25 protein-coding genes and 1 pseudogene are annotated in these 23849 nt (G+C 60.8%); 16 read left to right on the top strand and 10 right to left on the bottom strand.

The features are described 5' to 3' along the window. A pseudogene (locus CWO89_RS46890) lies at positions 1-185 on the top strand (gamma-glutamyltransferase); the annotation flags it as partial. Between the two features lie 17 nt (positions 186-202). Here CWO89_RS46890 and CWO89_RS11015 read toward each other — a convergent pair. Beyond that, positions 203-1066, bottom strand: coding sequence for a LysR family transcriptional regulator (locus CWO89_RS11015; RefSeq protein WP_245475986.1), 864 nt, complete (start codon positions 1064-1066; stop codon positions 203-205). Positions 1067-1259: 193 nt separating this feature from the next. On the opposite strand from CWO89_RS11015, the gene CWO89_RS11010 reads away from it, so the two are divergent. Next, complete coding sequence (locus CWO89_RS11010) at positions 1260-1982, top strand: isochorismatase family protein (RefSeq protein ID WP_207234452.1); 723 nt, start codon at positions 1260-1262, stop codon at positions 1980-1982. Positions 1983-2045: 63 nt separating this feature from the next. On the opposite strand, the gene CWO89_RS11005 is transcribed toward CWO89_RS11010, so the two are convergent. Together CWO89_RS11005 and CWO89_RS47770 are read right to left on the bottom strand one after the other, a co-directional pair. Then, on the bottom strand, positions 2046-2528 hold the full coding sequence (locus tag CWO89_RS11005) for a GNAT family N-acetyltransferase (RefSeq protein WP_130578648.1): 483 nt from the start codon (positions 2526-2528) through the stop codon (positions 2046-2048). Positions 2529-3074: 546 nt separating this feature from the next. After that, on the bottom strand, positions 3075-3287 hold the full coding sequence (locus tag CWO89_RS47770; RefSeq protein WP_245475990.1) for a hypothetical protein: 213 nt from the start codon (positions 3285-3287) through the stop codon (positions 3075-3077). On the opposite strand from CWO89_RS47770, the gene CWO89_RS11000 reads away from it, so the two are divergent. The 5 genes from CWO89_RS11000 (at position 3240) to CWO89_RS10980 (ending at position 7978) form a co-directional block, all read left to right on the top strand. Then, positions 3240-4061 carry an ABC transporter substrate-binding protein gene (locus tag CWO89_RS11000; RefSeq protein ID WP_245475988.1) on the top strand — a complete coding sequence of 274 codons (822 nt, stop codon included), beginning with the start codon at positions 3240-3242 and terminating at the stop codon, positions 4059-4061. The genes CWO89_RS47770 and CWO89_RS11000 overlap by 48 nt on opposite strands. Before the next feature lie 46 nt (positions 4062-4107). Further along, the gene (locus tag CWO89_RS10995; protein WP_165421095.1) at positions 4108-4986 is read left to right on the top strand and encodes an ABC transporter permease; all 879 of its coding nucleotides are present in this window, start codon (positions 4108-4110) and stop codon (positions 4984-4986) included. After that, a complete protein-coding gene (locus CWO89_RS10990) occupies positions 4983-5801 on the top strand; it encodes an ABC transporter permease (RefSeq protein ID WP_130578640.1) in 819 nt (272 codons plus the stop codon). Before CWO89_RS10995 ends, CWO89_RS10990 begins: the two co-directional genes overlap by 4 nt. Positions 5802-5819: 18 nt before the next feature. After that, positions 5820-6920: an ABC transporter ATP-binding protein gene (locus CWO89_RS10985; protein WP_130578639.1), complete on the top strand. Its 1101-nt coding sequence runs from the start codon at positions 5820-5822 to the stop codon at positions 6918-6920. A gap of 80 nt (positions 6921-7000) precedes the next feature. Then, positions 7001-7978: a dipeptidase gene (locus CWO89_RS10980; RefSeq protein WP_130578638.1), complete on the top strand. Its 978-nt coding sequence runs from the start codon at positions 7001-7003 to the stop codon at positions 7976-7978. A 503-nt stretch (positions 7979-8481) separates the two neighbouring features. Here CWO89_RS10980 and CWO89_RS10975 read toward each other — a convergent pair. From CWO89_RS10975 to CWO89_RS10950, 6 genes are read right to left on the bottom strand one after another with little or no spacing between them, the layout of a single operon-like run. After that, entirely contained in the window at positions 8482-9756 is a 1275-nt protein-coding gene (locus tag CWO89_RS10975) for an ABC transporter substrate-binding protein (RefSeq protein ID WP_165421094.1), read from the bottom strand. 31 nt (positions 9757-9787) lie between these two features. After that, complete coding sequence (locus CWO89_RS10970; RefSeq protein ID WP_130578636.1) at positions 9788-10630, bottom strand: carbohydrate ABC transporter permease; 843 nt, start codon at positions 10628-10630, stop codon at positions 9788-9790. Next, positions 10627-11559 carry a carbohydrate ABC transporter permease gene (locus CWO89_RS10965; RefSeq protein WP_130578635.1) on the bottom strand — a complete coding sequence of 311 codons (933 nt, stop codon included), beginning with the start codon at positions 11557-11559 and terminating at the stop codon, positions 10627-10629. The genes CWO89_RS10970 and CWO89_RS10965 overlap by 4 nt, the downstream gene beginning before the upstream one ends. Then, on the bottom strand, positions 11556-12671 hold the full coding sequence (locus tag CWO89_RS10960; protein WP_130578634.1) for an ABC transporter ATP-binding protein: 1116 nt from the start codon (positions 12669-12671) through the stop codon (positions 11556-11558). The genes CWO89_RS10965 and CWO89_RS10960 overlap by 4 nt, the downstream gene beginning before the upstream one ends. Further along, positions 12664-13938, bottom strand: a complete 1275-nt coding sequence (locus CWO89_RS10955; RefSeq protein ID WP_130578633.1) for an alkaline phosphatase family protein — start codon at positions 13936-13938, stop codon at positions 12664-12666. The genes CWO89_RS10960 and CWO89_RS10955 overlap by 8 nt, the downstream gene beginning before the upstream one ends. A 2-nt stretch (positions 13939-13940) precedes the next feature. Beyond that, positions 13941-14123: a hypothetical protein gene (locus CWO89_RS10950; RefSeq protein WP_130578632.1), complete on the bottom strand. Its 183-nt coding sequence runs from the start codon at positions 14121-14123 to the stop codon at positions 13941-13943. 42 nt (positions 14124-14165) lie between these two features. On the opposite strand from CWO89_RS10950, the gene CWO89_RS10945 reads away from it, so the two are divergent. Then, positions 14166-14384, top strand: a complete 219-nt coding sequence (locus CWO89_RS10945; RefSeq protein WP_130578631.1) for a hypothetical protein — start codon at positions 14166-14168, stop codon at positions 14382-14384. 11 nt (positions 14385-14395) lie between these two features. On the opposite strand, the gene CWO89_RS10940 is transcribed toward CWO89_RS10945, so the two are convergent. Beyond that, a complete protein-coding gene (locus tag CWO89_RS10940; protein WP_130578630.1) occupies positions 14396-15316 on the bottom strand; it encodes a LysR family transcriptional regulator in 921 nt (306 codons plus the stop codon). Between the two features lie 78 nt (positions 15317-15394). On the opposite strand from CWO89_RS10940, the gene CWO89_RS10935 reads away from it, so the two are divergent. From CWO89_RS10935 to CWO89_RS10900, 8 genes are all read left to right on the top strand, one after another. Continuing rightward, a complete protein-coding gene (locus CWO89_RS10935) occupies positions 15395-16372 on the top strand; it encodes a Bug family tripartite tricarboxylate transporter substrate binding protein (RefSeq protein ID WP_130578629.1) in 978 nt (325 codons plus the stop codon). 27 nt (positions 16373-16399) lie between these two features. Then, positions 16400-18397: a hydantoinase/oxoprolinase family protein gene (locus CWO89_RS10930; protein ID WP_130578628.1), complete on the top strand. Its 1998-nt coding sequence runs from the start codon at positions 16400-16402 to the stop codon at positions 18395-18397. Further along, positions 18397-18924 (top strand): hydantoinase B/oxoprolinase family protein, encoded by a 528-nt coding sequence (locus CWO89_RS48825; RefSeq protein ID WP_130578627.1) that lies wholly within the window; start codon positions 18397-18399, stop codon positions 18922-18924. The genes CWO89_RS10930 and CWO89_RS48825 overlap by 1 nt, the downstream gene beginning before the upstream one ends. Continuing rightward, positions 18819-20078: a hydantoinase B/oxoprolinase family protein gene (locus CWO89_RS10920; protein ID WP_130578626.1), complete on the top strand. Its 1260-nt coding sequence runs from the start codon at positions 18819-18821 to the stop codon at positions 20076-20078. The genes CWO89_RS48825 and CWO89_RS10920 overlap by 106 nt, the downstream gene beginning before the upstream one ends. A gap of 13 nt (positions 20079-20091) precedes the next feature. Beyond that, positions 20092-20976 carry an FMN-binding negative transcriptional regulator gene (locus CWO89_RS10915; RefSeq protein WP_130578625.1) on the top strand — a complete coding sequence of 295 codons (885 nt, stop codon included), beginning with the start codon at positions 20092-20094 and terminating at the stop codon, positions 20974-20976. Between the two features lie 100 nt (positions 20977-21076). After that, positions 21077-21811: an aspartate/glutamate racemase family protein gene (locus CWO89_RS10910; RefSeq protein WP_130578647.1), complete on the top strand. Its 735-nt coding sequence runs from the start codon at positions 21077-21079 to the stop codon at positions 21809-21811. Positions 21812-21880: 69 nt separating this feature from the next. Continuing rightward, a complete protein-coding gene (locus CWO89_RS10905; protein WP_245475980.1) occupies positions 21881-22729 on the top strand; it encodes a VOC family protein in 849 nt (282 codons plus the stop codon). Further along, the gene (locus tag CWO89_RS10900) at positions 22729-23838 is read left to right on the top strand and encodes a M14 family metallopeptidase (RefSeq protein WP_245475978.1); all 1110 of its coding nucleotides are present in this window, start codon (positions 22729-22731) and stop codon (positions 23836-23838) included. Before CWO89_RS10905 ends, CWO89_RS10900 begins: the two co-directional genes overlap by 1 nt. Positions 23839-23849 lie beyond the last annotated feature (11 nt).

The raw sequence follows: 23849 nt of genomic DNA, 5'->3' as shown, positions 1-23849 counted from the left end.
GTTCATTGACCATGGAAAGTCGTTTTTCAATGGACGTGCAGAAGGAGCTTGCGGACAGGGGCCATCGCATCGAAATCGTCGACGGATGGTCGCTCGGAAGGCTTTCGGCGGTTTCCAAAAGAGGGAGGGTTCTGCGCGCGGCGGCGAACCCTCGCTATATGCAGGGTTACGCCTTTGGTCGTTAAGTAATACCGCGCGATCATCAGCCGATGGATGGGTGGCCTTGCTCGGCCAGCTCAATGAAGGCGCGGACCGTCTTGGACCTGTTCGTTCTTTTCCAGACCAGAAGCGTTTCCAGACAGAACCGTTGATCGTCGATCGGACGCAGATCGATGTTCTGACCGGCGAACCCGATCAAGCTCTTCGGATAGATCGTAACGCCGAGGCCGGCCGCGACCAGTCCGAGCAGCGCCATCGGATTCGACGCTTCCAGGCTGACGTTCATGCTCAGGCCTTCCGCCGAGAAGATGTCGCTCAGGCGCCAGCGATACGCTTCCCACTCGCCCATATCTCCGAGAATAAGATCCTGCCCGGCGAGATCGGCTGGACGTATCGTTGGTGCACGGGTCAACGCGTGATCCCGCGGCGCAACGAGATAAAGCGGCTCCACGCAAGCCACCAGGCTCTGGAAATCGGGATGGTCGAACGGCCCGATCATGTAGCCTACGTCGATCTCGTCATGTGCGAGCGCCAGCTTCTGACCCTGGGTACGCATGTAGCGCAGGTTCAGCGCGACATGCGGGTAGAGTCGTCTGTACCGAGAGACTGCCGAAGGCATCAGCGTCGTTGCCGCGAAAGACATGTAAGCCAATCTCAGCTCTCCGGTCTTGCCCTGCGCAACGAGACGAGCCGCGCCGACCGCCCGTTCGTAACCCCGCAACAGCTCGACATTTGTTTCGTAAAACGAGCGGCCCGCTGGCGTGAGCGAAACTTCTCGGGTGGTACGCTCGAACAGCTTGAATCCGAGCTGCTGTTCCAATCGCTGAATACGACGGGTCAGAGCCGACTGATCAATATTGAGGCGTTGGGCGCCGCGTCGGAAGCTGAGTTCCTCGGCAACCACCACAAAGGACTGCGTGAGTTCGATACCTTCGTCTCCGCACATTCGGCGCCTTCCCTACGGGCGAGTGAAGGATATCGATTGATGCAGGCCGTGCAACAACAATTGGTGAACGGTCACTTCCGCTCGCGCCGCCTTTCGTCATGATGGCCTCGATGGAGCCGTCGGTCAGGGCGGCCTGACAATGAGGAGATTGACCGTGCAGGACATCGACAATCGTGAGCTCAATCGCATGTTGCAGCAGGCCTTCGATGCTTCGACGAAGATCTATCAGGAGCGCGGTTTCCAGCGTCGCATCGGATTCGGAACACGTCCGGCGCTGGTGAGCGTCGACCTCGCCAACGCCTGGACGCGCCCGGGCAATCCCTTCACTTGCGATCAGGAAGCGATGGACAACGAGATCATCCCGGGCATGCAGCGGCTCCTGAAGGGCTGCCGTGCGAACGGCCATCCGGTGATCCACGTGACCACGGCCTACGAGATCACCGACCGGAATGCACCGTTTACCGACATGGGCTTGTGGCACTGCAAAATACCGATCGAGGTCGTCAATCTCAACGATCCGGCGCTCTGGGCCATCGACGCGCGCATCGCTCCGGTCGAGGGGGAATATACGTTGCTGAAGAAACGGGCGAGCGCGTTTCATGGCACGGGCCTTGGGGGAATTCTGCGCGCTGCCGGCGTCGACACCATCCTGGTAACTGGCGTGACCGCGACGGCATGCGTCCGTACGACGATCTGCGATGGCTTGGCGGACGGTTTTCGTACCATTGCCGTTCGTGAGTGCATCGGCGACCGCGTACCCGGTGCGGTCGCCTGGAACCTGTACGACATCGACGCCAAGTTCGCTGACGTGCACAGCGTCGATGAATGCGTTGACTATTTGAACAGCATGGGATCGACGCGCATAGCGGCCGAGTAGCGCTCTCGTGGCGACGGCGAGATAGACAGAGTCTCGCCGTCGTTGGTCATGAACGGTTCGCAGCTACAGCGACTTGAACATCACAAGCGCATCGACATAGTCGCCAGAGGGCCGACGGAAGGCGAGTGGCAGGCGACCGACGTCCCGGAAGCCAAGAGAATGCCAGAGGCTGACGGCGCGCTCATTGCTGCTGACAACGAAATTGAATTGCATCGCGGAAAATCCCTGGCTCTTCGCCTGCAACAGGGAGTGTTCGCACATCCGCCGAGCGATGCCTTTTCCCTGCGCGCTCGGGTGCGTCATGTAGCCGCAATTGGCGACATGCGATCCGCCTCCGGCCTGATTGGCGCGAAGGTAGTAAGTGCCCAGCGCGAGTCCGTCTTGCACCGCAATAAAGGTTTGACGATCTGTCCCCATCCAATAGCTGAGAGCGTCTGCCTCCGACATGTCCTTAGGGAGTGCATACGTCTCGCCGGCGCGAATGACGGGGCCGATGATCGACCAGATCGATGCGCTATCCTCACTTGTGGCAGGCCTTATCTTCAGCATGAGTGCTTGTTCCATGGGTATGTCGAGAGAGAGGATAGAGAGCCTCGCCGATGAAGCTCGGGACGAGCCAATTCTATTCTAATACAGAGAACGGCGATCCGAGTGCTCCGGTCCCCACATCAGGCGGCGCCGCGCCGTGACTTGCCGTGTTGTTGAGGCAATCGCAAACGTAGCTCAACTGGGCATCACTTCTGAAGTGTAGAACTACGCCAGGTCGATGGCGATGCGATCGTGTGCCGTTTGCTTAGCCGATGGGCGGCCATCTGCATACTTGCTGCACATTGCTCGGGTCGTGCGACGCGACGCCCGTAGCGTCTTCCAACAGCTACAATTTTCATGTCGCATTCATACAAGCCCCGGCTGGCAGTGCACGTATACATTTTTGTGAGTTTCGGAACGCGAAAGCAAGAGGGGACACGGGAGGGCACTTGCTGCTTTGGCAATGGCGCCAAAGGAGCGAGTGGCACAACGGAGGGACGCATGGGCTATCTGATCAACCGGCGCGGGTTTCTTGCGGGTGCAACGAGCGCGGTGGCGCTCACGTTAGGCGCGCGCGGTGTCCGTGCCGAAGGCGGCCAAATCATCGTCGCCAATTGGGGTGGGGACTGGAACGATCGCACGGTCCAGTTCTTCGAAGCACCCCTTGTCGAGAAAGCCGGTTACACTGTTGTCCGCGACCTCGACGGGTTCGATCAGCGCAGAACAAAGATCATTGCAAGCCGCAGACTGCCGCGTGCGCCGATGGATGTCGCGCATATGGACGATGCGACTGCGTTTGAATTGGCCTCGCTGGAAGCGCTTGACGCGATCGATGAGCAGGCCGTCCCACGACTGAAGGATACCCTGCCCATCCTGCGAACGCCTACATTCGTTCCTTGGCAATACAGCGCCTGGATCATCGGCTACAATCCCAAGAAATTGAAGGAGGCTCCCAAGAGCTTTGCCGATCTCTGGGACCCCAAATACAAGGGTATCGTCGGTTTGAGCGACGCCCACTGGTTTCACCACATCGAGTCCACGGCACTCAAGCTCGGAAAGTCCCTCGACAACATCAATATCGAGGCCGTGAAAGCCAGCATGATGGAATGGAAGAAAGCGGCCAGCCCGCGCATCTATCCGAACCATTTGCAGATCGAGCAGGCGCTCAAGAACGAAGAGATCCTCGTCGCTCCCGAGTATAAGGCCCGAATCCTGCAATTCGCCTCGGAGGGTGTCGATGTGGTTTCCGCGTATCCGGCTGAGGGCGGCATCGGCATCATCTTCGGCCTGGTGATGCCGAAGAAGGGGCCGAATCCTCAGGCGGCCAAATTCTACTGCAATGCGTTGCTTGACCCGGACGGGCTCACGGCTCTGGTCCAGAAGTCATTCTATTCGCCATCAAACACCAAGTCGGTGTTGCCTGAAGCTGCCGCCAAGCAGATCGAATTTACTGAGCAAGAGAAGAAAGCGATCCATAACCGGCCCCATGCATTCTGGCTGAAGAACCGCAATGATCTGCTCGACTGGTGGAACAAAGAATTCAAGAGCTGAACGCGTCTAGATGACCACGCTAGTAGTTGCACGAGAGTCGAGCGGCATGCCTGCCGTCGCAAGACGCACCCGGTGGGCTGCCCCTTATGCCTTATCGGGACCGGCCTTCGTATTTGTCTCGCTACTGCTGATGCTTCCGCTTCTCATGATGCTGCGGCTGAGCTTCTACCAGTACGACGCGGCGCAGATGTACATCCAGGCGTTCACGCTGGATAACTACGTCAGGTTCTTCAAGGACGAATTCTACCGTCAAGTGTTGTGGACGACCCTCTGGGTCTCGGCAGTCACGACTTTGCTGTGTCTGATCGGTGGATTGGCTGTTGCGTACTTCATGGCCAGGACGAATTCGACTATACTGAAGCGGTATTTGATTATCGCAATCGTCTTGCCGCTGTTCATGGGGAACGTGGCGAGGACCGCCGGATGGATCATCATCCTCGATAACAAGGGCCTATTGAATTTCCTGCTGCAACAACTCGACCCGGGAGGGGAAACGCTGCAGCTACTCTACACGTCCGGCGCGGTAATCACGGGTCTGACGTCGGTCCTATTGCCATTCATGATCGTGACGCTCAACAGCGTCATGCACAATATCGACGTATCGCTGGAGGAGGCGTCGCTCAATCTGGGGGCTTCCGCGCTGACAACGTTTCGCCGGATCATCCTTCCTCTCCTGATGCCGGGTATCTTCGCTGGCTGCGTACTGTGCTTTATCTTGTCCATGAATGCCTATGCGACGCCAATCCTCATCGGTGGGCCCAAGTTCTACATGATGGCGCCGACCATCTATAAGCAGATATCGGCGGCTATGAACTGGCCGTTCGCCTCGACGCTGGCGTTCATACTAATCTCGCTGACGATGGTGCTCACCGTCGTGTCCGCCGTAATGTTCAATCGGACGGCACGGGTGGGCGCCCTCCGATGACGAGTATAAGCAAAGCGAGCCCGCTCAGGTGGACCTATCTGATTTTCGTATGGGCCATCATACTCTTCGTGCTCGTCCCGCTCGCGACAACGATATGGGTTGCGTTCTTCAGCAACAAGATCCTTTCGTTTCCTCCCGAGGGATACACGGGAACCTGGTTCGTTCAGGCTTGGAGCCTCGAAGCCTTCAGGAGCGGCTTCTTCCTGAGCTTTCAGGTGGCGATCAGTGCGTCGGTGCTCGCGCTATGCCTGGGCGTTCCCGCAGCGCTCGCAATCGGCAGATACAAGTTCCGGGGACGGGAGTTCATCAACACTGTGCTGATGTCGCCGCTGATGATCCCGGCCATCGTTGCCGGCAGCGCGATCTACCTGTTCTACATTGAGCTCCAGATCTGGAGCGACGTTCAGTTCGCCTCCACGGTTTACGGCCTGACTTTGGCCCATGCCTTGATCGCGATACCGTGGGTGTTGCGGCTGCTCGTTGCATCCCTGGCGGGGCTCGATCCGGCGATCGAGGAAGCATCGCTTAGTCTCGGCGCGACGCGGCTTACGACTTTCTTCCGCATCACGCTTCCGCTGATACGCCCGGGTATCACGGCTGGCGTTCTGTTCGGATTCATCGCTTCGTTCGGCGATCTTGAGAAGTCGCTCCTGCTGGTCGGCCCAGGCCGCATCACGTTGCCGATAGCGATGCTCAACTATCTGGAATACCGAACCGATCCGACAATCATGGCGGTCGCGACCATCCAGGTTCTCATCATCGCGATCGCGCTCATCATTTCCGACCGATACGTGCGTCTCGGCCGAACATTCTGAAGAATAGAAGGGCTAACGGTGTCCCAGGTCACCCTCAAGAACGTGGTGAAGCAATACGACTCCTTCGTCGCTGTGAGGGAAATGTCGCTCGATATTGCGAACGGAGAATTCCTGGCGCTTCTTGGGCCCAGCGGATGTGGAAAGACCACGACGCTTCGGATGATCGCGGGCTTTATCGAGGCGAGTGCGGGCCGGATCTTCTTCGGCGATCAGGACGTGACCGATCTTCCGCCCAACAAGCGCAACACGGGAATGGTCTTTCAGGGCTTTGCCCTGTTTCCCCATATGAACGTCCATCAGAACATCGCCTACGGACTGGAGATGCGCCGGGTTCCCAAAGGCGATATCGGACAGCGCGTCGCCAAGGTTCTGGACCTGGTGCAGCTCGGCCGTTTCGCAGAACGCATGCCGCGACAATTGTCGGGAGGGCAGCAACAGCGGGTCGCGTTGGCTCGCGCGCTGGTCATCAATCCGCATGTGCTGTTGCTGGACGAGCCGCTGTCGGCCCTTGATGCGAAGCTACGACACGATGTTCGGTTGCAGATCAGACGATTGCAACAATCGCTTGGGCTGACGACCGTGTTCGTCACACACGATCAGGAGGAAGCGCTCAGCCTGGCAGATCGGCTCGTGGTGATGAACGGGGGTGCCATCGAGCAGATCGGGATCCCCGCCGATCTCTACGAACGACCGGCTACGCCTTTCGTCGCCGACTTCATCGGTAAGACAAACTTCTTCAAGGGAACGCTGGCTGGCGATAGGTTCACGACCGATGCGGGAATTTCCCTCAGGGTTGCGCCCAAAGTCGCGCGGGCGACGCTGCTTGGGGTGAGACCCGAGAAAATCAAGATTGCCGTCGGCCCGGCATCCGCGGCAACGGTGCACGGCGACGCGAACGAGATCGACGGGGTGGTCGAGCTCATCAGCTATCTCGGACCTTTCACCGAGTATCAGATTAAGGTCCCCGGCGAGCAACGTCTTCTGGTTCAGCAGGCCAATCGGGACGTGCCGGAAGCGGTACAGCCAGGGCAGGCGGTCAGGCTCACGATTGCTCCGGAGTGGTGCTTTCTCTTCAATGCCGACCCAGGCACGAATGCGAACCTGGAGAGCGAGCCCTAACGGAGCATTCACTTGGTACCGGCGGCGTCCCCATCGCTGCCCGGCGTTCGAACATCGATTTGCGTCAGGAGAACAAGAACATGTCGTCGCAACTGCACGAGCGCTCGATCGTCATTGACGGTCTGATCATCTCCAATTTTGGCCGGGATATATTCGAGGACATGCGAAAGGGAGGGCTTACGGCCGCCAATTGCACGTGCTGCATTTGGGAGGGGTTCACCGAGACGATGCGGAACGTGATGCACTGGAAACACTGGTTCCGCGAACATGGCGATCTGATCAAGCAGGTCTATACAACCCAGGACATCATGGCTGCGAAAAAGGAAGGCAGAACCGGGATCATACTGGGGTGGCAGAATATCACCGGTATAGAGGATCAGATCGGCTATCTCAGCCTCTTCAAGGAGCTCGGTGTTGGCATCATTCAGATGGCCTACAACACCCAGAACCTCGTGGGGACCGGCTGTTATGAACGCAAGGACGGTGGGCTGTCCGACTTTGGACACGAGGTGGTTGCCGAGATGAACCGACTTGGCATCCTGTGCGACCTCTCGCATGTCGGTCCTCAGACGAGCACGGACGTGATCCTTGCTTCCAAGAAGCCCGTGACTTACTCGCACTGTCTGCCCGCCGGGCTTAAGTCCCATCCGCGCAACAAGAGCGATGAGCAACTGAAGTTTATCGCCGATCGCGGCGGGTTCGTCGGCGTTACGATGTTTCCTCCTTTCCTCAAACGCGGCGTGGAAGCCACGGTTGACGACTACGTCGAAGCGATCGAATACGTAATCGACATCTGCGGCGAGCGAAACGTCGGTGTCGGCACCGATTTCACGCAAGGTTACGCGCAGCCCTTCTTCGATTGGATCACGCACGACAAAGGCTACGGACGCAAGCTCACGGACTTCGGGAATGTGATCAATCCGGAGGGCATGCGCACCATCGGTGATTGGCCAAATCTCACGGCCGCGATGGAGGAACGCGGCTGGAATTCGAGCAAAATCGAGGGCGTGATCGGAAAAAACTGGCTGTCGGTCTTGCGCGAAGTCTGGGGAGCCTAGATCGCCTGGGTATGCAGATCGTCATGAAGGAGGACGAAGCTGATTCCGGTTAGCAAGAAAGGCAAGCCTCTGCGGCTGGGCTCGTTCGAATTCGGCATAGTCATTGCTTGCCACCCCTTGCGTACGCGGGTTTGTTGAGGGTGCCTCCATGAGGAACTGGTTCACGCAGTTGAGGGCATCGCTTAGGTTCAAAGGAGACGTCAGCGATTTTCACATCTGTCCCGACGGTGCGCAGGTGTCGTTGCCCACAGGAATGAGGCAAAGCGATGGGGTTCTTGACTACCATGGTCGTACCGGCCTCGAGCCTGAAATTATCGAACATGGTCCGGTTCAAAGCGAGAAGGATGGCCGAGTTGGAAGAGGGCGATAGCTTCTCATTCTTGCCTGACACATTCTTGGCTTTAGAGCGTTTTCGAGCGAAGTGGACACCGGTTCGCGTGAAGAAAACGCGTCAAGACAAGAATCTAGAACTTCGGTTCTGATTCAATCAGAACCGAAATGCTCTAGCCGCTGCATTTGGGCATAAGGCCATTCACATCCTGCACCAGGCTGGGCATCACTTCCGCGGCGGGGCGCTTGCCCGTCACCAGGCTTTCCGTGTGGCTCTTGATCACCTCGATGATCTTCAGCGAATTGCCACCCGGAAAGGACGCCCAGTCCGTCAGCACCGGCAGTTGCTGAATGCTGGTCATGTGGTTGGGGTTCTTGGCATAGAATGCCCCGAGGAGCTCGGGCGACTTCACCGCGATCTCATTGCCGGGCATGTAACCGGTATAATTCACCATGAGCGTCTGACCGATCGGGCCGGTGACAAACTTCACATACTCCCATGCTGCCTTCCGCCGCTCGGCATCCTTGGCGAAGATCATGGCGACATTGCCGCCCGCAGGCAGCTTGCCGTCTGGTGTTGACAACGGAAACGCGACCGTCTTGAAATCAAAGCGGTTGCCGATCTGGCGGTCTGCCGCAGCCACATAGGACGTGGAATCGACGAGAATGGCGAGGCTGCCGGCGACGAATGACTGACGCGCCTGGCTGATACCGAAATTGGGCATTCCCGACTTGCCAAAAGACTCCAAGGTCTTGAGTGCCCACATGCCGGCATCGTCATTGAACGCTATCGTGCAGCCGTCGGCCTTCAGCATGTGCCCGGCGCGGCTGGTGACGAGTGACTGCAGCAGCCAGTTTCCAGTTTGGTCCCACTGGTAGTAGAATCCCGTCACGCCGGCTCCGGCGCTCGCCTGAATTTTCTGACCTGCGGCGACCAGTTCGGGCCAGGACTTGGGTAGGGCGGCCGGAGCGAGGCCGGCCTTCTTCACCAGGTCGGCGTTCACGTAGAGCACCGGGGTTGAGACCGCAAAAGGCAGACCATAGAGCTTGCCTTTCCATTGGCCGAGCGCTGCGAGCGTAGAGTAGTAGCCAAGTTTGTCGAGGCCGCCATCCGCCGCCACGAAGGTATCGAGGGGGGCGCCGAGACCGCGATCCACGAACAAGCCGATCTGGTTGATGCCGTTGAACGCGACATCCGGCACGCTGCCGGTGATCTGGTCACGCAGGATCTGCTGTGCCCCTTCTTCGTATCCAGCCACTGGATTGCGAAACTTCACCTTGATGTCGGGATGGGTCTCGGTGAAGCGCTTGGCCAGCTCCTGCTGAAGAGCATTGAAGGTCCCCGGCGTGGTGTAAAGCACGTCCAGCGTCATCTCCGCATGGGCAGGGGTGATCGCGAAGGCGGCCAGGAATGTGGCACCCACGCCCCTCAACACGCGGCGCGGCAACAGTCTGTCGAGCATGACAATCTCCCTTTGGTCACTTCATGGCAGTGGTTGCCAGCCCGTCGATGAAGCGGCGCTGGGCGAAGAGGAAAGCGAGTAGCAGTGGGGCGACGATGATCGTGGCGCCGGCCATGAGCGGGCCGAGGAATTGACCCGCCTCGTCGTCGCGGAACAGGAGGATGCCGAGGGCCGGTGTCGAGATGTCTTCGCTCCGCACGGCAATGAGCGGCCAGAACAGGTCGTTCCAGTGGGCCACTACCGAGAAGATGCCGAAAGCGGCAAGCGCTGGCGCGCTCATGGGCATCATGATGCGCCAGATGATCTCGAACTCACCGAGTCCATCGAGCCGCGCGGCGTGGATGATCTCGTCGGGGATGGATCGGAAGAACTGGCGCAGCAGGAAGATACCGAAGGCAGAGATGATCCAGGGAAGAATGAGAGCCGCGTAGGTGTCGAGCAGCCCGAAGACGTAGAGCAGGACAAAATGGGGAATGGCCAGGGCCTGCGGGGGTACGAGAAGCCCCACCAGTACCGCGGAAAACAAGGTGTCGCGTCCGCGGAAGCGCAGTTTGGCGAGGGCGTAGGCGCATGGCACGCAGATCACGAGCTGCAGCGCGAAGATGACCGCGCAGACGAAGACACCATTGAGCAGGAAACGGAGCATCGGCGCTGCGGTCAGCGCAACGCGATAATTTTCAACGCCGTGGAAGGTTTTGGGCCAGAGGTGGAAGTCGGGTTGAAAGATCTCATCCGGTGGCTTCAGGGACAAGCTGACCATCCACACGAAAGGCAGCAACGCGAATGCTGCCGAAACGACAAGCAAAGCGTGGCGCGCGATGCGTCCCGCGACCCGGGATCGGCGGCGATGCGCGCTCATGAATAGTGCACCCGGCGTTCGATGAAGCGCGCCTGGGCAAGCGTGAGGGCGATCACGATAGCAAGGTAGACCACTGTCAGGGCTGCGCCGTAGCCGGTGCGCAGATAGTCGAAGCTTTCGGAATAGAGCCGATTCAGCAGGACCTCGGAGGCGTAGTTCGGACCGCCCTGGGTGAGCACGCGCACGCTATCGAACACCTCAAAGGCGCGGCTTGCGGTGAGGACGATGACGAACATGGTGACCGGCCCCAACATGGGGAGAGTCACGATGCGCAGCCGGTCAAAGAGGCCGTCCGCTCCATCGACTGCAGCGGCATCGTAGAGCTGTTGGGGCACCGCCTTCAGGCCGGAGACAAAGAGCACCATCGCGAAGCCAAAGCCCTGCCAAATGCCAATAAGGGCGACGGCGAGGAGCGCGGTGTGCTCGTCCCGCAGCCAATTGATGCCGGTCAAGCCGAATGTGGCGAGCGTCCGGTTGACCAGGCCGATGCTGGGATGAAGCATGGTGCCCCACACCACGGCCATCGCCGACATGGTGGACATGACCGGCAGAAAGTGCACCGCGCGATAGAAGCCGCGCAGGCCAGGGCTCGCCTCGATGAGCAGAGCTGTGGCAAGGCCAAGCCCCACCGTCCCCGGCACCACGATAGCGACATAGATGCAAGTGTTGACCAGGGCCTTCCAAAAGGGCGGGTCCGCCCACAACGCAGCAAAATTCTCGATACCGACGAAGTGGAAGGTCGTGGCGCCCAACTGCCAGTCGGTGAACGAGAACAGGATCACCGCCGCGGCCGGGCCAAAGAGCAGGCAAATCAGCAGGATCAAGGCCGGGGAGACGGCGAGCCAGCCGACCGTGGCCTCTGCAGCCTGATGCTGCCGACGACGGGCAACCGGGCGAGCGCGGCGGTGGACCAAGGCCATCACGCTCATGCTGCCACCCGCTCGATATCGCCGCAGCGCCTGCCAGCCTCGTCGAACTGCATCAGTCGCGCAGCATCGACCTTGAGCCCAACCGCGCAGCCGAGCGAAAAGCGTGGTTCGTCGGGTGCGGTGCGGATCACGACGGTTTCCGAGCCGTCGCGGAGCGCCACATGCACGAAGATATCTGAGCCGAGATTTTCAAGATCCGTCACGGTGCCACCGGGCAGGCCAGCGGTTGGCGTGGTCAGGACGGCTGCTTCTGGACGAAATGCGAGGTGCCTGGTCTGCGGTGCAAGGATTGCCGACAGAATCGGTCGATCGTCCGCCCAACGGCCGCGAGCGACCACGTTGATCTTGGGGCTGCCGATCATCTCGGCCACCCTCAGATCCTGCGGGTCCCGATAGAGCTTTTCTGGAGGGCCCACCTGGAGCAGCTCGCCGCCGATCACCACGGCCACGCGGTCCGCCATCGTCATGGCCTCTGACTGGTCATGCGTGACATAAACGAAGGTAACGCCGAGGCGGCGGTGCAGCGCGGTGATTTCCGCGCGCATCTGCACTCTGAGCTTGGCGTCGAGATTGGATAGCGGCTCGTCCATCAGAAAAACGGTGGGATGCCGCACCATTGCGCGCCCGAGGGCGACGCGCTGGCGTTGCCCCCCGGAAAGCTGGCCCGGCTTGCGGTGGAGCAGATGGGCCACGTCGAGCATGGTGGCGGCCTGCTCCACCTCCATGCGAATGCTCCTTTCGATGCCGGTGCGACCCGGCAGGAGCCGTCCGATGAGCGGCAGGCGCTGTGCGAAGGAGAGCCGCCGCGTGCGCAATGGCAGCGCGATGTTGTCGAATACGGTGAGATGGGGATAGAGGGCGTAGGACTGAAACACCATGGCGACGTCCCGGTCCTTTGGACGGGCGCCATCCACGAGCCGGCCGCCCACGCTCACCTCGCCGGCGTCTTGATCCTCGAGCCCGGCGATGATCCGCAGCAAGGTGGACTTGCCGCAGCCGGACGGCCCCACCAGGGTCAGGAATTCCCCATCCTGAATCTTCAGGGAGACGCCCTTCAGGACCGACACCTCCCCATAGCGCTTCTCGATGCCGCGCAGCTCGATCTCAGCCAAAGTCGCCTCGCTGTAGCGCGTTGCCGTCTGTGCCGGAGCCGGGCAGACCGAGATGAGCAAGAATGGTAGGCGCGATGTCGATAACCGAGGCTGCTCTGGAGCGCACCGCGCCGGCCAAGAAGCCCGGACCCGAGATCATCAGGAAAGGCGACTGCTCGGCAGCCCCAAGCCCACCGTGCTGACCTGCGCCGATGACATCTTCCTTGCCTTCAGAACGCTTGGCGGCAAAGCTCGTCCCGACAATGCCGAAAGCGTTGGGAGCCTCGGTCTCGCGCATGGAGACGGCACAAGCGAGTCCGTTGTCGGTGGACTGGCCAATACGGTGCAACTCGGCCCTCGTCAGTACGGTTCCGGTCCAGTCTTGGCCAGCCAGGAAGCTTGCGATTGCCGCCTCGCGCCCAGCGGCGTCCGGGTGAAGATAGATCAGTGCCGAAGTGCCGTTGGAGGCCACCACCACCTCGTCGGAATCGAGACTTTCCTTGAGGCCTGCGGCGACCAGCTCAGCCTCGATGTGAATGACGTCGCTCACGGTTTGATGACCGTGATCGGATCCAAGGAGAAAGAGCACATCCTCGCGGTCGGGCAATTGCGCCACCGCGTCCATGACGCGCTTCGCGTTCCGATCGGCTTCCGTCAGGACGGCCAGGTGTTCGGGCGAGCCCAGCGGCAGAGCGTGCTGGGACGAGTCGGGTTCGCCCAGCCACATCAGAGTGAGGGCGGGAGGACTCGCGGCCAGCACAGTCTCCGCAATGAAACGCTCGGTCATGGCTCGATCGCCAGCCACGTCCAGGGTCACGCGAAGCTGCTCAGCTTCGGGTAGGGGAATGCGGCCTCGCCCGAACGAGCCGGCGCGATGATAGATGCGTCCGTGGCCGTCGGGATCGTGAGCATAGGCCGCACCAGGCGACACGTTGCTGAATATCACCGCACCACCGTGCTCACGCAGCCGCTCGGCAAGAGTCGGAACGCCAAGGGACCGTCCGGTGACACGTCTTTTGTGCTGGAGAAAATCCGGCCGGCCCGCATCGTGACGCACAAGGCGGCCGTCTTCAACGAGGACCATGGTGTTGCCCTGGAGCCCGTGGCGCGCCGGCAGGCAGCCGGTGGCGAGGCTGGCGGAGACCACGCGCGTGCATGAAGGAAAGATCGTGCTGTAGTCTGAGAATTGCTCGGCACGCGCAGCAAAGGCAGCTAGGTGCGGCGTGGTCTCGGGACCGACGAGGTCCCGGCGCAGGCCGTCGAGGATGACGAGGATGGCGCGGCGCACGTTTACGCTTCCACCTCGTTGAGCAGCACGAAAGAGGCGCGGCATCCGCGCAGCACCCGTGCTGGGTCGCTGGTGCGACCGGCCTTCAACCGATGTTCGACCGTCTCTGGCCGCTCGGGCCACGCGCGGAGTTTTCCGTTCACGTCCTGAGCAAGCCGGATCGGCGTCGGTTCACCACTTTGCATGTCGTTCCATCGTTTGCGCCTGAGAGGAGGCGACTCCTAACGGTGGCCGACGACACTTTTGTGACTATACGGGTACATTTGTTCCATGCACCGAATTGCGATGTGGATCGTGCAGCATGGAGGCCGGATGTGCTGGACCAAGCAAACAAAGACGAAAACGCGCGCGGCGCTGATTTTGCGCTCATGGCGCGGGTCTGCTGGCACCACTTCAAGGAAGGACAAACCCAGGATGTGATCGCCCAACATCTCCAATGTCTGTGACTACGTTCACCCTAGGTGCGCTTGCGCATGATCGAAGGCTCCTCGAAGTCTGTCCGGCGGATCTCGTTGAAGAGTGCTTCAGCGGCTGCCGATAATGTGCGACCGCGCCGACGGATCAGATAGATCGGACGAGAGATCCGTGGCGCTTGCAGAATTCTAACGCCAAGCGTCGGACGCTCAAACTGGTGGAGGCTAAGCGACGGAACTATTGTGATGCCCAGACCCGCTTCCACCATGCCGGCAAGCGTCGCCATGTAATTCGCCTCGAGATGGGCTTTTAGTTTCACGCGCTCAAAGGCAGCATCGAGGGCGCGGCGAACACTACTATTGCGTGTCAGGTGAATAAACGGATAGGACGCGATGTCAGCGGCAGCGATCTTCTTTTTCGACAGCAACTCATGATCTTTGCGGCAGACGAGGTAGAAGTGATCAGTCGCCACGACCTGCCCGTCCAAGTCCTCTGCACCGTCAAGCGTCGACAGGGCAAAGTCAACGTCGCCGTTGCGTACCAATGATACGCACGTCTCCGCCATTGCGTCGGTCAGCGACAACTGAACGTTTGGATGCCGGGCTGCAAATCTTGACAGTATTTTCGGCATCCAGCCGGCAGAGACCGATGGCAGTGCCGCGATCGACACCCGGCCCCGGCGGCGCGCCGCCCGGTCACGGAAAATCTGAATAACGTCGGACAAATCTGCATGCAACTGATGAGCGAAAGGCTCGAAGACCTCGCCATCGGGAGTCATTTCGACCCTCCGCGTGGTCCGGTCGAACAGCTTGGCTCCTAACGCGTGTTCGAGCGACGAGATGCGGGTGCTGAACGCCGATTGCGACAGCCCGCATCGCGCGGCCGCCCGCGTGAAATTCTTTTCCTGAGCAAGGGTGAGGAAGATATGGAGGTCCTGGCTCGTTATATTCATAGGATCGATCAATCATTATGATCTTTCGATTTATCAGATTTGTTGCCCACAAGTAAGCTTCCTTCACAAATCTAAAGGAGCAGGGTCACCATGGTCGGACTGTCTCGCAGGTCGTGGTTGGGCGGTGTCGGTGCGCTGTCCCTGGCCGCGTCGTGGCTCAGGAGATCGTCGGCGAACGATAAGTTCCCGTCACGGCCTATCACGCTGATCGTTCCGTTTCCGGCCGGCGGAACGGCCGATACCACTTTCCGCGTACTGGCGACTGCCGCGGCAACGCACCTCGGCCAGCCGATCGTCGTCGAAAACCGTCCAGGCGCCAGTGCCACGCTGGGTGCGGTTGCGATGCTGTCGGCGTCGCCCGATGGCTACCGCATCGCGGTCACCCATTCGGCGGTTCTGCGCGTCCAGCTCATGCAGAAGACGCCCTATGACGCGTTGCAGGATTTCACGCCGATCATCCAGATCGGCGCTTTCAACGTCGGCATGGTCGTCCGCCAGGATTCACCGTTCAAGACCTGGAGCGACTTTGTCGCCGAGGCCCGCAAGCGGCCCGAGGAGGTCAACTACGGGACGAACGGTCCGGCGACCGCGCAGAACCTGGCGATGGTTCAGGTCGCCGACATCGAGAAGATCAAGCTGATCCACGTGCCGTTCAAGGGCGACTCCGAGGGCATCGCCGCCTTGCTCGGCGCCCACATCGACGCCCACGCGGGCGGCACGATCCTCGGCGATCTGGTCGACAACGGGCAGGCACGCTGGTTGGCGGTCTTCTCTGACGAGCGGTTGAAGCGTTGGCCCGACGCGCCGACCCTTTACGATCTCGGCTATGACGTGACCGCCGCGAGCCCGAACGGTTTGATTGGTCCAAAGGGAATGCCAGAGGAGGTGGTCCAGCGGCTGCACGACGCTTTCAAACTGGCGCTTTTTGATCCGCAACATGTCGCGATCCAGGAGAAGTACGGGCAGTCGATCCAATATCGCGACGGCGCCGATTTTGGCGAGGTGATCAGGAAGAACTTCGAGATCGAACGCGAGAAGATCCGCCGCGCCGGCCTTCTGCGGTCCTGAGCGACTTCAAATCCAGCGGGGTGAAGAATGCAGGTTGGCGTCGAAATTGGCGGGACATTTACGGACCTCGTCTGGGTGGACGAGGAAGGCGTGGTCTCCGTCGGCAAGGTTCCATCGACACCGAGCCAGGTCCACAAGGCAGTTGAGAACGCGGTCGATCAGGCTGCCGTGCGGTTAAAGGAGGTAACGCGCTTCTCGCACGGTTCGACGATCGCCACCAACGCGTTGATCACGCGGCGCGGCGCGCGCACCGGGCTTCTCACCACCAAGGGCTTTCGCGACATCACCGAAATCGGCTTGCACGATCGCGTTGGCAACATCTATACGGCTTTCTATCACAAACCCCGCGCACCGGTAGAGCGGCGCTTCATCCGCGAGATTCCGGAACGCATCGACGGGTGCGGCAATGTGGTCGAAGCCCTCGATGAAGAGGTGGCACAGCAGGAAATCCAGTTTCTCCTCGACAACGGCGTGACGTCGATTGCGATCTGCCTGTTGCACGCCTACCGCAATGGAGTTCACGAGGATCGCCTGCGCGAACTCATTCTCTCGATGAGCCCCACAACGCGCGTCGGCTGTTCGAGCCGCGTATCGCCTGAGTTCCGTGAATACGAGCGCACCGTGACGACGGTGGTCAATTCCTTCGTCTCCCCGGTGGTCGTCGATTACGTCGATCGGCTGGATCGCGGTCTGACCGATCGCGGCTGCCGCAGCGGCTTGCAGATCATGCAGTCGAATGGCGGCATCATGCCGGCGGAAGCAGCGGGTGACAACGCCGTGCGCATGCTGCTGTCGGGGCCGGCCGCAGGCGTTCAGGCCGCCGCATGGTTCGCACGCCGCAACGGCATCAACGACATCATCACGATCGATATGGGGGGCACCAGCACGGATGTGGCGGTCGCGCCCATGCTGGAGCCGCGGGTGGTGCAAGAGCTTATGGTCGATGACTTGCCGATCCGCACCACCGCGCTTGACATGGTTACGGTCGGCGCCGGCGGCGGCAGCATCGCGGCGCTTGATTCCGGCGGCTTCCTCAATGTCGGGCCGGCCAGTGCGGGAGCCGAGCCTGGGCCGGCATGCTACGGCCGCGGCGGCAAGCTGCCGACGGTGACAGACGCGCAGTTGATCGCCGGACTGCTGCGGCCGTCGCACTTCTTCGCAGGCAAGATGACGCTCGATGTCGGGGCTGCGAAAGATGCATTCACGTCGCTGAAGGTGCCGGGCGACCTCAGGCACAAGGCGGATGCCGTGTTGCAGATGGTCAACAGCAACATGGCGGCGGCGGTTCGTCTTGTCTCGACTGCGAGGGGCATCGATCCGCGTGACTTTACGCTCGTGGCCTATGGCGGTGGCGGCCCGCTGCACGCAGCGACAGTGGCCGACGAGGTCGGCATGAACCGCGTTCTTGTTCCGTGGTCGCCCGGCATCACCAGCGCTTTCGGCCTGCTGATCGCCGATCTCAAGGTCGACTTCATCAAGGCGAGATTGCAGCCGTTGACTGCCGAGTCGCTCGCCGAGATCGGCGTAGCCGATCTGGCCGCGACATGTGACGGCTATGCCGCGAGTCTCGGCTTGGCCGCTGGCGGCTACGACGTTCAGATGGGACTCGATCTGCGCTACGCGGGCCAGGGATTCGAGTTGACGGTCTGGACAGACGTGGCACGGGCAAGCCCCTCGGAATTGCGTGACGTTTTCGAGAGCCTGCACCGTGAGCGCTATGGCTACACGCGACCGAACTTGCCGGTTCAGATCGTCAACGCGCGGGCGCGGCTTACCCGCAAGAACAAGCTCAACGTCGTTACTCCCAAGGGAGATCCTGGTCGGAACGGTAAGCGCGAGACGTGCGATATCGTCCTCCAGGGCAAATCCGTTGCCGCGACCTTCATGGATCGTTCTGATCTTGATTTCGGCGAGACAATCACGGGCCCGGTCATTCTCGAAGAGCCGACGACCACGACACTGGTGCCGCCGGGCTGGACGGCGCGCTGCTGCGAGAGCGGCGATCTGCTGCTGGAGAAAAAGTGATGTTCGGCGAACAGACCAAGCTCGCGATCCTTGCCAACGCGATCCGAGCGATCGCGAATGAGATGGGGGCAATTCTTGTCCGCTCTGCGTTCTCGACCATCGTGCGCGAGGCTCGCGACTGCTCGACCGCGATTCTCGACGCGCACGGCAACGTGGTGTCGCAGGCCGAAATGATCCCGATCCACAATGGCGGGTTGAGCGAAGCGTTCAGGGCATCCGTCGCGCAACTCGACATCTCCGGGATCGGGCCCAACTCCGCGATCCTGCTCAACGATCCCTATGCCGGAGGGCAGCATCTCAACGACTTCATCATCTTCCAGCCCGTGTTCGCCGATGAGGTCCTGATCGGATGGGTCGGTAATACGGCGCATCATCTCGACGTCGGAGGCGGCGGCGCCGGGATCAACATTGATGCGACTGAATTGCTGCAGGAAGGGATTGTCATTCCGCCGCTGCTGATCGATGTCGAAAGGGACCTGATGGGCGGCGCGATCGACCGCCTGATCTTCGCCAACGTCCGGACGTAGAAGTCGGCCGCGGCGACTTCTACGCTCAGCTTGCCGCCAATCGGACCGGCATCGAGCGTCTCCAGCAACTGGCCGAACGTCACGGCTACGATCTGGTGGTCCGCGCGATGGCGGAGACGCTCGATTATACGGAGCGCCGCATGCGGGCGGCCATCGCGACGATTCCGAACGGAACATGGACCGGCGAGGCATGGATCGACGCGGACGTACGTGGCGATATTCCGCTAAAGGTCGTTGCGACCGTTACGGTCGCTGACGGAGCCATGGTGCTGGACTTCACCGGCACGGCACCAGAGGTGCACAGCATGTTCAACAGCTCGAAATCGTCGTCGATCGCTGCGGCGATCTCGGCTGTTCGCTGCCTGCTCGCCGATAAGGACATTCCGGCCAACGATGCCTGCAATCGTCTGATTGATATCCGGCTGCCCGAGGGTACGATCGTCAATCCGATGCCCGGCCGACCGGTGCGCGCCCGCATTGCCGTGTCCTATCGCGTGCTCGACGCAATCCATGAGGCGCTCGGAAAGGCGATTCCGGATCGAGTTCCAGCGCAGGGCTTCAATTCCACCACCGGCCTCTACCTTGTGCAGGAGCGGCCGAATGGCGGCACGCGCATCTACGCGGACGTGCTCGGCGGCGGCTATGGCGGCGCACCGGGCTACGACGGCGCGCACGCCCTCGCCGGTGTTCTGTCATCGAGCCGCAATACGCCGATCGAGTCGATCGAGCAGATCCACCCTCATATCCGTATGCTGCGTTATGGCCTTGTTCCGAATTCCGGTGGCGCGGGAGAATGGCGCGGCGGTCTAGGCTTTACGCGCGCCATCCAGGTGCTGGAGGATAACGTCGTCCTCAGCTACTACTCGGAACACTTTCTCTATCCGGCACGCGGCAGGATGGGCGGCGCCGACGGAGCCCTCGCATCGTTGAAGGTGATCCGGGGCAAAGACGTCATCGACCTGCCAACCACCGCGGTCATGACCCTGCAGAAAGGCGATATCGTTCAGCTCACGGTCGGCGGCGGCGCCGGTTGGGGCGATCCTGCGAAGCGCCCGGTCGAACTCGTTGAGCGTGACCTCGAGCAGGGGCTGATTACCGCGGAGTTTGCGACAAGACATTACCCCCAGGCTTTCAAGCCCGCGCTCGTTGCCTGAGGGGAGGTCTCGCATGTTCTACCGTCCCGAACGCACCCTGACGACCGACACCGCTGCTATCGACCTTATGTCGGAGCTCGGCTTCGCGCTTCTGGTTTCGACCGAAAACGGTGAACTGCATTTCTCCCACATCCCGGTGCTGGTTGATGTGAAACACGGTGCGGTAACCCACATCCGCGGTCATGTCGCGCGCGCTAATGAGCATTGGAAATCGCTGGAGCGCCAGCCGAAAGCGGTGTTCGTCTTCAACGGCCCGAATGCGTATGTGTCGGCTCAGTGGTACACGAAGGAATGTCCGGCGGCGCCGAGCTGGTCGTATGCGGTGGTCCATGCCCACGGTGACGTCCGCCTGCTCGACCGCGCCGGCCTCGATCAGGTTGTCGATGACCTGGTGCGTGTCAACGAAAGCCGCTTTCCCGCCCAGTGGTCGATCGCGGACTACAGCCCGCAGCGCCGCGCCGCCTTGATGCCGCACATCGTTGGCTTCTCGATGGCAGTGACGCGGCTCGAACCCAAATTCAATATCAAGCGGCACTACAGTGACGCCGACAAGCGCGGCGCCATCGCAGGGCTCATCAAGACCGACAAGGATGATGCCCGACAGATCGCGGGACTGATGGCTGAGACGCTCTCGGCGCAGGGTGATCGCCCGGCTAACGATATTCTTGACAATTATTCAAAGGGCTGGCGCCGAGCTCGCCGTGCGCGACCACGGATCGGCCGCCAGCGACTAAGCGTCGACGACGCAGACGGAAGAACCGTCGATCAATCCGTATGCAAGACAGGTGTCGCGCTGGGGACAACGAATAATGAGTCCCGCAGCATGTCCAACTCGGGACGCCCCGAGATTGTGAAATGCTATTCCAGAATCCGCTCGAACTATGAAGTCTATTTTTAGCTCGAAGCCCCTATAAGTCCCCGATACGCAACCGAATTGCGCAACGTCGTTGCTAGTCTTTCCGCAAGGCAGAGATGTCGTGTGGAGCGAGCAGCAGGAAATGCGAACGATTGGCTTGATCGGCGGAATGAGTTGGGAAAGCACCGCCGTCTATTACCGGCGGCTCAATGAACAGGTCCGAACCCGGTTGGGTGGACTTCACTCCGCTGAAATCCTGATGCGATCGGTCGACTTCGACGCGATCGTCAATCTGCAGAAGCAGGGACGCTGGGATGAAGCCTGCAGAATTCTTGCAAACATTGCCCGCGAGCTGGAGGAGGGCGGCGCCGGCTGCCTCCTGATCTGCACCAACACCATGCACAAGCTCGCTGACGAGGTGCAGCGGGCGGTATCGATCCCGCTGTTGCATATCGCCGATGTTACCGCCAGCGCGATCAAGGCCGGCGGATGCAAGCGCCCGTTGCTGCTGGCGACACGCTACACCATGGAACAGGATTTTTATGTGCAGCGGCTGCGCGAGCAGTTTGCGCTCGATCCGATCATTCCCGACGAAGCAGATCGCATCGCGGTCCATGACATCATCTTCGATGAGCTATGCCAAGGCGTCGTCAGCGACCGGTCGCGCCGCCGCTACCTCGATGTCATCGCGCGCGGAAAGTTAAACGGTGCCGACAGCGTGATCCTCGGTTGTACCGAAATCTGTCTGTTGGTCGGACCGCAACACATTGATCTTCCGGTGTTCGACTCGACGATGCTGCACGCTGACGCCGCCGTGGATTTCTCCATGACGAAACAAGCGTCTCATCCGCGTGCAGCGCAGGGAGTGCAATCCTGAAGTGGCACCGATCTTGCCTAAAAATCTGCGAGCCGCGGGTAGGTTTGTAAAGAAGTGAGTGACAAGGCTTTGACTATCAATGCAGTGAAGCCCGTTCTCGATCACGCCGTCATTAATGTGATGGGGAAGCTCGACGAGGCGGCCGCGCAATATGGCCGGCTCGGCTTCAAGCTGACGGAACGTGGTCATCATTCGCTCGGCTCGAGCAATAACCTCGCGATCTTTGGCGAGAACTACCTGGAACTGCTCGGATATCTGCCGGGGAGCGAGACCAGGCGCGCCGATCTGTGGACGCATCCGCCGGGGCTGACCGGGCTGGTGTTCAAATCAGTCGACCCCGATCTTGTCTTTGCCGCCTTGAAGCAGCGCGGCGTTCCAGCGGAAGAGCCGATGAGCTTTTCGCGCCCAGTGTCGTTTCCGGGCGGTACGCAGGATGCGCGCTTCAGGGTGGTTCGCGTCGGCAGCGAAGAGGTGCAGAACGGCCGTACCTTCTTCTGCCACCACGATACTCCGGAACTGGTCTACCGACCGGAATGGCGTGCGCACCCGAACGGTGTCACCGACATCGTCGAATTCGTCATCGCGTCGAAAGCGCCGTCGCGCACCGCTGCACTGTATGAGCGAATGTTCGGCGTGCCTTTGCTCAGTGAGGTGCCTGGCGGCGTATTGTTCCGTGCCGGCACCGCCACCATCCGTGTGCTGGAGCCATCGGCAGTTGCCGAACGCTATGCCGATGCTGCGCTGGTCAGCGAGAACGGCTCGGATCGCATGGTCGCGCTGGTGTTCAAGGTGCCTTCGCTCGAGGCGCCGCGGACGGTGTTCGAGAGGTCGGGGATCGGTTACCGGCCCTACGCCGACGGGATCGTCGTCAGCCATACGGATGCAGCCAACGTGGCACTCGGGTTCACGGTGCCATGATGATCGATTTCACCGAGAGCTTTGCGTTGGACTATGCAGGCGCCCGCACCAAATTCCGCGCGACTGCGGCCGAGCTGGGTGGCGCGCTGTCCGAATATCGTCATCCGACCCTAAGGACGCCTGACGGCCAGGATCTCGTGGTCGACGTCGCGCGGCTCGGCGATGCCGCCGCCCCGTCGCAGTTGATCGTGATCAGCGGCACGCACGGCCTTGAAGGTCTCAGCGGTTCGGCGGCGCAGGTTGCGTGGATGAAGAGCGCCCCGACGCGGGCGCTGCCGCCGCATCTCTCAGTGTTGCTGGTGCATGCGATCAATCCGTATGGTTTCGCGTGGGGCACCCGCACGACCGAGAATAACGTCGATCTCAATCGCAATTTTGTCGATCACGAAGCGCCGCATCCGGCCAATCCCGGCTATGCAACGCTGTATCCGGATCTGGTCCCGGATGATTGGACGCCGGCGGCCCTTCAAGCCTATACCGGAGCGCTCGATCGCTTTCGTGCTGCGCATGGCGATGATGCATTGTTCAATGTGCTCGCGAGCGGGCAGTACGACTTCCCCAATGGCAACAATTTCGGCGGCGTCGCCCGCGAGTGGTCGAACGTTACGTTGGAGAAGATCGTCGCCGATCACCTCGGTCAGGCCGAGCGTGTCGGCTTCATCGATTGGCATACCGGCATCGGAGGCTGGGCCGAGGCGTTCTTCCTTTGCTTCAACGACGAAAACGGACCGCTGCACGCTGAGGCCGTGCGCTGGTGGGGCAAGGAGCGGCTCATCGGCCAGCGGCCACACAACATGGCGCGGCCGAACTATCAAGGGCTGGTGTTCCACGGCCTGACGAAATTCCTCGGTCGCCGGCCGATGGTCAGCGCTGTCGTCGAGTTCGGCACCCGCGGCGTCCATGTCCGGCGCGCGCTGCAACTCGATCTATGGCTCAAATTCAAGGCCGAACGCGACAGCGAACGGGTGCAGCTCTTGAGAGCCGATCTTCACGACTGCTTCGTGCCGGTATCGGCCAACTGGCGCGAGCAGACCACCGAACAGGCGATCTCGATAACCCAACAGGCGATCGACGGACTGGCGACCTGGTCGCTTGCCGCGGCGGCCTAACACGGAGTTGA

The organism is Bradyrhizobium sp. Leo170 (assembly GCF_004296405.1).
Lineage (GTDB): Bacteria > Pseudomonadota > Alphaproteobacteria > Rhizobiales > Xanthobacteraceae > Bradyrhizobium.
This window is presented reverse-complemented; position numbering and strand designations above follow the sequence as displayed.